Below are 11,198 nucleotides of genomic sequence, written 5' to 3' on the forward strand. Positions count from 1 at the left end.
GTGAATCCGTAGGCGTTCGGGTGTTGCACCACCCCAACGCCTACGGATTCCCCGGGTCCCCGGGGAATCCGCAGGCGGGGGCTCAGAGGTCGAGCTTGTAGCCCAGCCCGCGCACGGTGACGAGGTACTTCGGCTCGCCCGGGTCGGGCTCGAGCTTGGCCCGCAGCCGCTTCACGTGCACGTCGAGGGTCTTGGTGTCCCCGACGTAGTCGGAGCCCCAGACCCGGTCGATGAGCTGGCCGCGGGTCAGCACCCGGCCGGGGTTGCGCAGGAACATCTCGAGCAGCTCGAACTCCTTGAGCGGCAGCCGCTGCTCCTCGCCGTCGACGGTCACCACGTGCCGCTCGACGTCCATCCGGACCGGCCCCGCCTCGAGCGTCGCGGGCGCGGCCTCGGGCTCGGCGCCGCGGCGCAGCACCGCCCGGATGCGCGCGACCAGCTCGCGCGGCGAGTAGGGCTTGGTCACGTAGTCGTCGGCGCCCAGCTCGAGCCCGACCACCTTGTCGACCTCGTCGTCCTTGGCGCTGACCATGATCACCGGGACGTTCGAGGTCTGGCGGATGGTGCGGCAGACCTCGGTGCCGGGGATGCCGGGCAGCATCAGGTCGAGCAGCACGATGTCGGCGCCGTTGCGCTCGAACTCCGCCAGCGCGGCGTTGCCGTCGGCGGCGATGGCGACCTCGAAGCCCTCCTTGCGCAGCATGTAGGCGAGCGGGTCGCTGTAGCTCTCTTCGTCCTCGACGACGAGTACCCGTGTCACGGGCTGTCCTCCTGTTTCCTCTCGGACCCGAAGTGCTGGGGCAGCGTCAGGGTGAAGGTGGAGCCGTGTCCCGGCTCCGACCAGACCCGGACCTCCCCGCCGTGGGTGGCGGCGACGTGCTTGACGATGGACAGGCCGAGCCCGGTGCCGCCGGTGGAGCGGTGGCGGGCGGGGTCGACGCGGTAGAAGCGCTCGAAGATGCGGTCGAGCTCGCCGGCGGGGATGCCGATGCCCTGGTCGACCACCGAGATCTCGACCGAGGTGTCCACGACGCGGGTGGAGACCAGCACGGTGGAGCCCGGGTCGGAGTAGGAGACGGCGTTGGAGACCAGGTTCGCCACTGCGGCGGTCACCTGCTTCTCGTTGCCGAAGACCTGCAGGTCGTCCTGGCCGCCCACGGTCACCGCGATCCGCTTGGCCCCCGCGTCGATCACGCTGGCGTCGACGGCCGAACGGATCGCGTCGTCGAGGTGCACCGGGACCGCGGCGTCGAGCGGGTCGTCGGCCTGCAGTCGCGACAGCTCGATGATCTGCTGGACGAGCTTGGAGAGGCGGTCGCTCTCGGTGCCCATCCGGTGCGCGAACCGCTTGACCGCCTCCGGGTCGTCCGCGGCCTCGAGCATCGCCTCCGACAGCAGCCGGATGGCACCGACGGGGGTCTTCAGCTCGTGCGACACGTTGGCCACGAAGTCGCGTCGCACCTCCTCGACGCGGCGCTCACGGGTCCGGTCCTCGACGAGCGCCAGCACCAGGCGCGAGCCGAGGGGCGCGACGCGGGCGGTGACGTGGCGCACCGGCGCACCGGCGCGCGTCATCGAGATCTCGCTCTCGCGGATCTGCCCGTCACGACGCACCATGCTGACCTGCTCGGCCAGGGCCTCGGAGGCCAGGCGGGAGCCCCTCACCAACCCGAGTGCGTACGCCGGCGCGCTGGCCTTGAGCACGACGTCGGCCCCGTCGACCACGACCGCCGAGCTGCGCAGGGTCGAGAGCACCGTCGCGACGCCGTACGGGAGCACCGGTTCGGGGGCGGTGGGCTCGCGGTGCTGCTGCCGGTCGCTGATGTGCCAGGCGATCACGCCGCCGCCGGCGACGACCGCGCCCACGACGGCGGCCACGAATGCCTGCAGCGTCGGGTCCACGGTCTGGATCGTACGCAGCAGCCGCCGCACCCGACGCCCGGGACGGCTTCCGCCGCACAGCGTTCACCCCCCGTTCACCGCCTACCGCCACCTCGTCACCCGCATTGCCTAGGGTCTGTCCCATGCGCAACGTCTTCCATGAGCAGCTCGACGCCGTCTTCGAGGACCTGACCCGCATCTGCGGGCAGGTCGAGATCGCGGTACGCCGTGCCACCGAGTCCCTGTTGACCGGCGACGCCGCGGTGGCCGAGCAGGTGATCACCGGGGACGCCGAGATCGACCGGGCGCGCGAGAAGGTCGAGGAGTCGGCCTTCGAGCTGCTCTCGCTGCAGCAGCCCGTCGCGGGCGACCTGCGGGTCATCATCGCGGCGCTGCGGATGGTCACCGAGCTCGAGCGGATGGGTGACCTGTCGGTGCACGTCGCGAAGATCGCGCGCCTGCGGGTGCCGAACGTGGCCGTGCCCGACGCGATCCGCGCCACGATGACCTCCATGGGCGAGACCGCCGAGGACATGGTGCGCCGCGTCGGCCAGATCATCGAGAAGCGCGACGTCGGGGCGGCCATCGAGCTTGGCCGTGACGACGAGGTGATGGACCGGCTGCGCCGCGACAGCTTCGCCCAGCTCCTCGGCGACGACTGGGAGCACGGCGTCGAGGCGGCGGTCGACATCGCCCTGCTGGGTCGCTACTACGAGCGGATCGCCGACCACGCCGTCTCGATCGCCAACCGGGTCGTCTTCGTCGTCACCGGCCAGAACCCCCGCTCCATCGAGTCCTGACCCGGCCCGGATCTCTCGCCGACCCGGCCCAGATGTCGCGTCGACCCGGCCCGGATGTCGCGTCGATCCGGCGCAGATAGCCCGCTCAGTCGGCGCGCATGGGCCCTCCAGCGAGCTCCGGCCTGCTGGGCACATTCGCGCCGACTGAGCGCGACATCTGCGCCGGGTCGCGCGGACATCTGCGCCGGGTCAGCGCGATATTTGAGCCGACTCGCGGGTTCTGGGGGGTGGGTGCGGGGCTGGTGAGCCGGGTGGGGCTCAGCGGCCCTGCGAGGCCACGGCTGCGGCAGCGGCCTCGGCCGCGGCCGGGTCGAGGTAGCGCCCACCGGGCACGGTGGGGGACAGGTCGTCGTCGAGCTCGTAGACCAACGGCATGCCGGTGGGGATGTTGAGCCCGGCGATCTCGTCGTCGCCGATGCCGTCGAGGTGCTTGACGAGCGCGCGCAGGCTGTTGCCGTGCGCGGCGACCAGGGTCACCTTGCCGGCGCGCAGGTCGGGGACGATCGCGGACTCCCAGTAGGGCAGGAACCGGACGATGACGTCCTTGAGGCACTCGGTGCGCGGCATCTCGTCGCCGAGGTCGGCGTAGCGGGGGTCGCCGGCCTGGGAGAACTCGGTGCCGTCCTCGATCGGGGGCGGCGGGGTGTCGAAGGAGCGGCGCCAGGCCATGAACTGCTCCTCGCCGTACTCCTCGAGGGTCTGCTTCTTGTCCTTGCCCTGCAGGGCGCCGTAGTGGCGCTCGTTGAGGCGCCAGGAGCGCTGGACGGGGATCCAGTGCCGATCGCAGGCGTCGAGCGCGAGCCCGGTGGTGCTGATCGCGCGGCGCAGCAGCGACGTGTGCACGACGTCGGGCAGGACGCCGGCCTCGCGCATCAGCTCACCGCCGCGACGGGCCTCGACCTCGCCCTTCTCGGTCAGCGGCACGTCGACCCAGCCGGTGAAGAGGTTCTTGGCGTTCCAGTCGCTCTCGCCGTGGCGGAGCAGGACCAGGGTGCTCATTCGGTGCTCTCCGGCTCGGACTCGGCGCCGCCCTCGTCGACGAGCTCGTCGCCGACGTAGCCCTCGTTGTCGGGGCCGAACTGTCGCACCGGCTCGGGCAGCCCGCAGTCGTACGGCTCGTCGACGCCGCCCTCGGAGGCGGTGTCGAAACCCTCGAAGTCGCCGCACTCGCGCACGACGGGGACGTCGATCCGGACCGACTCACCGTTGTCGAACTCCAGGCGCAGCGCGAGGTAGTCGCCCGCGGCGAAGTCGCCGGTCACGGCGACGCCGTTGCCCTTCTCGGAGAGGTTCTCGTAGCCCAGCGGCGCGATCTCGCGCGGGTCCAGCTCGACGTCGAGCTGGCCGTCCTCGGCGGTGAGCGAGGTGAGGCTGATCGCGTCGGTGGCGGAGTTGTTGGCCAGGCCGGCGATGAAGGTGCCGGCCCCGTCGCGGCTGGCCACGACGGCGGCACCGAGGACGTCGACCTCGGCGGAGCGCTCGTTGGCGCCGGCGGCCGGCGTGTACGGACGGTCCGTCGCGTAGTCGAACCCGCAGGACGTGAGCGGGAGTGCGAGGGCGAGCGCGCAGGTGGTCAGCGCGAGCTTGCGGCGGATCAGCATCGTGGGTCTCATGCCTTCGGTTCGTCGTGGTTCCGGCTGCGGCCACCTTAGCGCCAGCGCGCCGTCGTGGTGACCGCGGTCCGGGCCGGCGCCCGTCAGGAGGTCCCTCAGGCGGCCAGCCCGAGACTGGTGCCGACGAAGGCCATGGCGACCACGACCAGCGCCAGGTAGACGGCCGTCACCGTCAGCAGCTTCGCGGCGCCGAGCTTGAGCCCCAGGCGCAGCGGCAGGTAGGTCCACTCGTCCTCGTGGTCGGGCACCAGGCCCCACAGTGCGCTGAGGACGTGCACCCCGACACCCAGCAGCGCCGCCAGCACCACCAGCGCCGGCTGCGGCGCGTCACCCGTGCCGACACCGCCCCAGCCGCCGTACGACAGGAAGGCGGGGTACGTCGCGAACGCCGCGGCCCACGGGACGAAGGACAGCAGCCCGGTGCGCAACGTCAGGTTGCCGAGCAGTCCGATCAGCACGGAGAACAGGTAGAACAGCCCGGCGGTCGTGCCGTGCGCCATCGCCAGGGGCACCAGCGCCAGGACGCCGCAGGCCAGGCTGAACCACACGGTGCCGGGGTCGAGGCGGCCGTCGGCGACGGGCTTGCCGCGGGTGTCGTGGGCCGCGTCGCGCCGCCGGTCGACGAGGTCGTTGTGCCAGCCCAGCACCGCCTGGCCCACCAGCACGGTGGCCAGGACCAGACCCAGGTCGCGGGTCGGCCGGTCGGCGAGCGCGGCGGCGACGGTGACCAGGACCGCGGTCAGGGCCGCCTGGCGCGGGTGGGCGGCCTGCGCCAGCAGCAGCGGGGTGGAGTCGAGCACCCGCGCCGGGCCGGTACGCCGCGCCCGCGGCAGCGGCGGGGGCCCCGGCACGTCGGTCGTCGCGGGGCGCTCGGCGGTGTCGGTCGCGGTCGACGTCGCAGGGGCGGGCGCTGGGGTGGGTCCGGTGGTGGGTGCGGTGGTGGGCGCGGAGGTGCTGCCGGCCGCCGCCGGAGGCTCGGGGGCCGCCTTGCGTCGACGCCGGAGGTGAGGTCGGGCCATGCGCGGCAGTATCCCTCCCGCAGGCGCTCGATGGGGGAGGTCCGCGCAGGTCGGAGGCACTTTCACGCGCCGCGCCGGGACGTGGACGTGGGCTGCGTCACGCGACCGTGGACAGGCGCCACCACAGCCCGTATCGTTCTGTCAAGACCCCATAGTGCCTCTGACCTGCGCAAACGGTACTGAGCACCCTCGGACCCGTGGTAAGATGGTGCTCTAGGAAGGGGAACCTGACATATGACTTTCACCGTCGGCGAAACGGTTGTGTATCCCAATCACGGGGCCGCTGTCATCGAGGACATCGAGATGCGGACCATCAAGGGTGAAGACCGGCAGTACCTGGTCCTGAGGATCGTGGCCCAGCAGGACCTGGTCGTGCGCGTGCCGTCCTGCAACCTCGATCTGGTCGGCGTCCGCGACGTCGTGGACAAGGAAGGCCTGGATCGCGTCTTCGACGTCCTGAGGGCCGCCCACGTGGAGGAGCCGACCAACTGGTCGCGCCGCTACAAGGCGAACCTCGAGAAGCTGCACAGCGGCGACGTCATGAAGGTGGCCGAGGTCGTCCGCGACCTGTGGCGCCGCGAGCGTGACCGCGGCCTGTCGGCCGGCGAGAAGCGGATGCTGGCCAAGGCGCGCCAGATCCTCGTCTCCGAGCTGGCCCTGGCCGAGCAGACCAACGAGGACAAGGCCGAGATCATCCTCGACGAGGTCCTCGCCTCCTAGAGGCGCTCCCACCAGCACGAGCAGCACCCAACGGTCCCCGGGCATGTCCCGGGGACCGTTGCTGCGTCCTAGGCTCCTGCTCGTGACCACACCCGACGCGAACGACGCCGAGACCGACTTCTGGGGCGACGAGGTCGACCCGGACGAGCTGCCGGCTGCGCTGGGCGCGGTGCTCGACGCCGACCGCGGCTCGCTGCCCTTCGCGCTGCTGCACGGCGAGGCGCTGGTCGCGGTCGCCGCCTGGGGCCTGGGTGAGTCCGGGGTGACCCCCGTCGACCTCGGCACCGAGTGGGCCGGCCTGGTCGAGTCCGGCGAGCCCGTGGTGCTGCACGACTGCCTGTGCCCGATGACCCCCGCGGCCTTCATCGCCGACTGCCTGCGCGAGGCAGTACGCCGCGACGCCGTGGTGGTGGGGGTCCGTCCGGTGACCGACACCGTCAAGACCGCCGTCCCGGGTGGATCGGGTCCCTCTGAGATCGGCGACGGCCCGGACCGCGACGACCTGCTGGTGATCACCTCGCCCGTGGTCCTCCCGGCCGCCGTCGTGGCAGCCCTCGACGTCCTGCCCTCCGACGACGTGGCCACGCTCGTGGCCGCGCTCGCCGAGCGCTTCCCGGTCGTGACCCGGTTGGCGCCGCCCGAGGGACGCCGGGTCGCCAGCCTCGAGGACGTCACCGTCCTCGAGGCGCTCACCGCGCCCTGACCCGACCCGTCCGCCTGGCTGCCTCACCCCTCCCCGACCGGGGAGGGGTCAGGGGCGTCGCGCCAGCAGCTCCTCGGCGAGGGCGAGGTCCTCGGGCCAGGTGACCTTGAGGTTCGCCGGCCCGGAGGGGACCGCGACGACCGGCAGGGCGGCGTACCGGGTGAAGCAGGCGGCGGTGTCGGTGCCCTCGAAGCCGTCGTCGTCGGCGCGCCGGTAGGACTCCAGCAGCGCCTCGGCGCGGAACCCCTGGGGGGTCTGGACGCCGACGAGGTCGGCGGGCGCGGGCCGCAGGGCGCGGGTGAGCACACCGGTCACCGGGGCGGCCGGGAGCGCACCGCCGTGCGCGCGGGCCGCGGTGATGACCGCGGCGAAGAGGTCGGGTGAGGCGAGGGGGCGGGCGCCGTCGTGGACCACGACCACGTCGGTGCGTCCGGCCCCGACGTCGGCGTCCAGCAGCCGCAGCGCCTGCGACTCGGAGGCGTGCCGGGTGGCGCCGCCCTCCACGAGCCCGACCTCGACCCCGGGGACGTCGCCGGCAGCCGGGTCGGCAGCCGGGTCGCCTGGCAGCTGGTCGGCCAGCTGGTCGGCGACCTCGTCGAGCTCGCCGGGGGCGGCGACCACCACGACCCGGCCCACGCCGGGGGTGGCGAGGGCGGCGCGGACCGACCAGGCCAGGACCGGGCGACCGGCCAGCGGCAGGAGCACCTTGTTGACCCCGGCGCCCACGCGCGACCCGGACCCGGCGCCGAGGACGACCACGGTGGCGGTGGGAGCGGTCACCGGCTGCTCACCAGTGCGGTGGCGATCGCCGCGACACCCTCACCGCGCCCGGTCAGCCCGAGCCCGTCGGTGGTGGTGGCGGAGAGCGAGACCGGGGCGCCGGCGGCGGCGGAGAGGGCCGCCTCGGCCTCGGCGCGACGCGGGCCGATCCTGGGCCGGGTGCCGATCACCTGCACGCCCACGTTGCCGATCGTGAACCCGGCCGCGCGGACCCGCCGCGCGGTCTCGGCGAGCAGGCTGACGCCCGCGGCGCCGGCCCACTGCGGCTCGGCGGTGCCGAAGTTGGAGCCGAGGTCGCCCAGGCCGGCGGCGGACAGCAGGGCGTCGCAGGCGGCGTGCGCGGCGACGTCACCGTCGGAGTGACCCTCCAGCCCGGCGTCCTCCTCGGGCCACGACAGGCCCGCCAGGTGCATCGCGGTGCCCGGGGAGAGCCGGTGCACGTCGGTGCCGATCCCGACGCGGAACCCGCCGCCGGTCGCGGGCTCGGGGGGCTGCTGCGGCGTCTCGGTCACGGGGGAATCATGCCCGAACAGCACGCCTGGGGACGGGTGGGTCACAATCGGGGCGTGGAGGCGCGGGCAGGACTGTGGCGGCTGGCCGGGCTGGTGGCCGGCCTGGCGGGCCTGGCGACCAGCTACACCGCCGCGATGGTGCTCACGATCCGGGAGTCCCCGGTGGTCGCGATCGCCGAGGGCGTCATCCGGCTGACCCCCGGCCCGGTCGCCGACTTCGTGATCCGCTTCTTCGGTGCCTCGAACAAGGCGCTGCTCCTGGTGATGATCTTCCTGATCGCCGGGCTGGTCTTCGCCGCCCTCGGCCGCGCCGCCCGCACCCGCTGGTGGGTCCCGCTGGCCGGCTACTCCGTGCTGGCCCTGCTCACCGCGGCGGCCGTGATCGCCCAGCGCGGCTCGACCACCGTCGACCTGCTGCCCGTGGTAGTCGGCTACCTGACGTGGCTGCTCGTGCTGGCGCTGCTGGTCGCCCCGCTGCGCCGCGCCGACCGAGCGGCTGACCCCGCCGGCGTTGGCGGCCCCGTCGCGACCGAGGCCCCCGAGCCCCGGACCGACGCGTACGGCGACGGGGCCGCGACGCCGCAGGGGCGGCGTACGTTCCTGGTCCGCGCGGTGCTCGTGGCGGGCGCGGCGGTGGCCGTCGCCGGCGCGGGCAAGGTGCTGGGCACCGGTCGCCGCGCGGTGGAGGAGACCCGGCGGCTGCTGCGCATCGAGGGTGCCGGGCTGACCCCGGCGCCGCGGGGCGCCAGCCTGGGCCTGCAGGCCATCGCGCCGTGGCAGACCCCGAACGACGAGTTCTACCTGATCCACACCGCGCTCGTGGTGCCCGCGATCGCGCCGGTCGACTGGAGCCTGCGCATCCACGGGATGGTCGAGCGCGAGATCGTGCTGACCTACGACGACCTGCTGGCCCGCGAGCGCACCGAGGCGTGGGTGACGCTGAACTGCGTCTCCAACCCCGTCGGCGGCGACCTCGTCGGCAACGCGCTGTGGACCGGCGTGCTGACCTCCGAGCTGCTCGCCGAGGCCGGCGTCCTCGACGGCGCCGACGCGGTCCTGCAGACCTCCGAGGACGGCTGGACCTGCGGCACCCCGCTGGCCGCGCTCACCGACGACCGCGGAGCGATGCTCGCGGTGGCGATGAACGGGGAGGCGCTGCCGATCGAGCACGGCTTCCCGGTGCGCACCCTGGTGCCGGGGCTCTACGGCTACGTGTCGGCGACCAAGTGGGTCGTCGACCTCGAGGTGACCCGCTTCGCCGACTTCTCGGCGTACTGGACCCAGCGCGGGTGGGGTGAGCAGGGGCCGGTCAAGATCGCCTCGCGCATCGACGTGCCGCGCTCGGGGGAGAGCCTGCCGGCCGGGAAGATCGCCTTCGGCGGCGTGGCCTGGATGCAGGGCACCGGCGTCTCGGCGGTCGAGTTCTCCGTCGACGACGGCGAGTGGGTGCCCGCCACGCTCGGGAAGGTGCCCAGCGCCGACACGTGGGTGCAGTGGGCCGGCACCACCGACGTGGCGCCCGGCGACCACGTCGTGCGGGTGCGGGCCACCGACGCCGACGGCAACGTCCAGACCGACGTCGAGCGCGACGTGCTGCCCGACGGCGCCACCGGCCTCGACGCGGTCGACTTCACCGCGACCGACACCGACTAGGGCCGGCCCGCGACGGGCGGGCGGGCCCTCACCAGTTGGAGTGCTTCTCCGGTGCGGGCAGCGGGTGGTCGGCGTCGGTGATGACGTACGCCGTGCCGCCGGAGCGCGGCAGCCACGCGTTCTCGAGCTGGCCGCGGTCGTAGGTGCGGCGCACCGCGCCGTTGTTGGCGCCCGCGGGGTCGTTGACCACGACGTCGCCGTCGCGGGTGAAGCCGACGACCACCAGCAGGTGCCCGTTGGAGGCGCTGATCGGCGTGCCGCTGATCTCGCCGCGGCCGAAGGCGATCGAGACGACCACCGGGATGTCGGCGGCCACGAGCTGCTCGACCTCGCGCATGCTGCGCAGCCGGGTCACGAACGCCGCGCCGGTCTGGCGGGCGGCGTACGCGGTGTTGAAGGGCCAGTTGCCGGTGCCGTCGTAGCCGTGGTCGTAGGTCATCCGCGCCGCGTGGTCGACCCACGGGTCGGGATGGCCCTCGGGCACCCAGCCGCGGTCCTTGGCGCTGGGCAGCGCGTCGTAGTAGCCGAGCACCATCGAGGTCGACGTCGGCGAGCACCACGCCTCGCCGCCGTTGCCCCACTTGGCGTAGTGGCCCTGGTGGATCATCTGCGAGTACGTCGGCACGGCGAGCACCTTGCCGCCGGCGTTGCTGACGACGCCGGGCTTGGAGGCGCTGACCGAGCCCGACGGGAGTCGCGAGGCCATCGCGCCGACCATGCCGAGGCTGGGGGGCTTGGTGGAGGCGCCGGCCTTGCGCCCGAGGGTGACCCGGAGCCGGTAGGCGACCAGGCCGGCCGGGGCGCGCCAGGTGTCGACGTTGACCGAGGCCAGGTCGTCGTCCTGGCCCGAGACGGTGGTGCGCTCGACGTACTTGTCGCCGGAGGCCCAGCGGCCCATCAGGTCCCACGACGAGCGGCGCCCGTCGGCGGCGCGGCCCTTGACCTCGACCTCGATCCAGCTGTCCCCGGGCGTCTTGGCCTCCCACGAGGCGATCAGCTCGGTGAACGAGAAGCCGGGGCGGTGCCACGGGCCGTCCCAGCGCGAGGTCGTGTACGACGTGCCGTCCAGCGCGCGGGAGCGCGTCGAGGCCGCCGGCTGCGCGAAGACCCGTCCGCGCTTGACCCGGGCCGCGGCGAAGCGGCCCTTCTTCAGCTGCGCCGACCCGTCCCAGGCCTGGTGGTTGATCTTGCGCGTGGTGCCGCGGCGGGCGGCGACGTCGGCCCGCCCTGCGGTGCCGGTCGCGCTCGCGCTGCGGGCGGCAGGGGGCTGCGCGCCGCCGTCGGCGGCGTACGACGTGGGGGCGGGGGACAGCGCGGTGGCCACGAGGGCGAGCGCGGCGGCGGGGAGGACCTGTCGGAGCACGAGGTCACGGTACGTCACACGCGTCACTTGCGTCACAGGCCGATCGGGTGGAGTTCTATCGGCCGGCCGATGAACCTCCTGCCGGGACGATGAAGTTTCATCGGCCACCCGCCAGCTTCAGCGGCCGGCCGATGAAACTCCCCGCCGGCCGGCC

The 11,198-nt window shown here is 73.5% G+C and carries 12 protein-coding genes; 4 read left to right on the forward strand and 8 right to left on the reverse strand.

The window, feature by feature from the left end:
• Positions 1 to 82: 82 nt before the first annotated feature.
• A complete protein-coding gene (locus I601_RS09080; protein WP_068108498.1) occupies positions 83 to 760 on the reverse strand; it encodes a response regulator transcription factor in 678 nt (225 codons plus the stop codon).
• Positions 757 to 1,902, reverse strand: a complete 1,146-nt coding sequence (locus tag I601_RS09085; protein WP_068114636.1) for a sensor histidine kinase — start codon at positions 1,900 to 1,902, stop codon at positions 757 to 759. The genes I601_RS09080 and I601_RS09085 overlap by 4 nt, the downstream gene beginning before the upstream one ends.
• Positions 1,903 to 2,024: 122 nt before the next feature.
• Between I601_RS09085 and phoU the strand changes: the two genes are divergently transcribed.
• Entirely contained in the window at positions 2,025 to 2,681 is a 657-nt protein-coding gene (gene phoU / locus I601_RS09090; protein WP_068108501.1) for a phosphate signaling complex protein PhoU, read from the forward strand.
• Positions 2,682 to 2,939: 258 nt separating this feature from the next.
• Here the strand turns inward: phoU and I601_RS09095 are convergent, their stop codons facing one another.
• From I601_RS09095 to I601_RS09105, 3 genes are all read right to left on the reverse strand, one after another.
• Positions 2,940 to 3,680, reverse strand: coding sequence for a phosphoglyceromutase (locus tag I601_RS09095; protein ID WP_068108505.1), 741 nt, complete (start codon positions 3,678 to 3,680; stop codon positions 2,940 to 2,942).
• Positions 3,677 to 4,294: a hypothetical protein gene (locus I601_RS09100; protein WP_157519999.1), complete on the reverse strand. Its 618-nt coding sequence runs from the start codon at positions 4,292 to 4,294 to the stop codon at positions 3,677 to 3,679. Before I601_RS09100 ends, I601_RS09095 begins: the two co-directional genes overlap by 4 nt.
• A 95-nt stretch (positions 4,295 to 4,389) precedes the next feature.
• Positions 4,390 to 5,313 carry a UbiA family prenyltransferase gene (locus tag I601_RS09105; protein WP_068108511.1) on the reverse strand — a complete coding sequence of 308 codons (924 nt, stop codon included), beginning with the start codon at positions 5,311 to 5,313 and terminating at the stop codon, positions 4,390 to 4,392.
• 234 nt (positions 5,314 to 5,547) lie between these two features.
• On the opposite strand from I601_RS09105, the gene I601_RS09110 reads away from it, so the two are divergent.
• Together I601_RS09110 and I601_RS09115 are read left to right on the forward strand one after the other, a co-directional pair.
• Positions 5,548 to 6,033: a CarD family transcriptional regulator gene (locus I601_RS09110; RefSeq protein WP_068108514.1), complete on the forward strand. Its 486-nt coding sequence runs from the start codon at positions 5,548 to 5,550 to the stop codon at positions 6,031 to 6,033.
• An 82-nt stretch (positions 6,034 to 6,115) separates the two neighbouring features.
• A complete protein-coding gene (locus tag I601_RS09115; RefSeq protein ID WP_237089592.1) occupies positions 6,116 to 6,736 on the forward strand; it encodes a glycosyltransferase family protein in 621 nt (206 codons plus the stop codon).
• 48 nt (positions 6,737 to 6,784) lie between these two features.
• Here I601_RS09115 and I601_RS09120 read toward each other — a convergent pair whose 3' ends face one another.
• Complete coding sequence (locus I601_RS09120) at positions 6,785 to 7,516, reverse strand: IspD/TarI family cytidylyltransferase (protein ID WP_068108517.1); 732 nt, start codon at positions 7,514 to 7,516, stop codon at positions 6,785 to 6,787.
• Positions 7,513 to 8,028, reverse strand: coding sequence for a 2-C-methyl-D-erythritol 2,4-cyclodiphosphate synthase (ispF, locus tag I601_RS09125; protein ID WP_068108521.1), 516 nt, complete (start codon positions 8,026 to 8,028; stop codon positions 7,513 to 7,515). Before ispF ends, I601_RS09120 begins: the two co-directional genes overlap by 4 nt.
• A 54-nt stretch (positions 8,029 to 8,082) precedes the next feature.
• Between ispF and I601_RS09130 the strand changes: the two genes are divergently transcribed.
• Positions 8,083 to 9,681 (forward strand): molybdopterin-dependent oxidoreductase, encoded by a 1,599-nt coding sequence (locus tag I601_RS09130; RefSeq protein ID WP_237089593.1) that lies wholly within the window; start codon positions 8,083 to 8,085, stop codon positions 9,679 to 9,681.
• A gap of 28 nt (positions 9,682 to 9,709) precedes the next feature.
• Here I601_RS09130 and I601_RS09135 read toward each other — a convergent pair whose 3' ends face one another.
• Positions 9,710 to 11,044 carry a peptidase C39 family protein gene (locus tag I601_RS09135; protein ID WP_157520001.1) on the reverse strand — a complete coding sequence of 445 codons (1,335 nt, stop codon included), beginning with the start codon at positions 11,042 to 11,044 and terminating at the stop codon, positions 9,710 to 9,712.
• Positions 11,045 to 11,198 lie beyond the last annotated feature (154 nt).

Source organism: Nocardioides dokdonensis FR1436 (genome assembly GCF_001653335.1).
GTDB classification, from domain to species: Bacteria; Actinomycetota; Actinomycetes; order Propionibacteriales; family Nocardioidaceae; genus Nocardioides; species Nocardioides dokdonensis.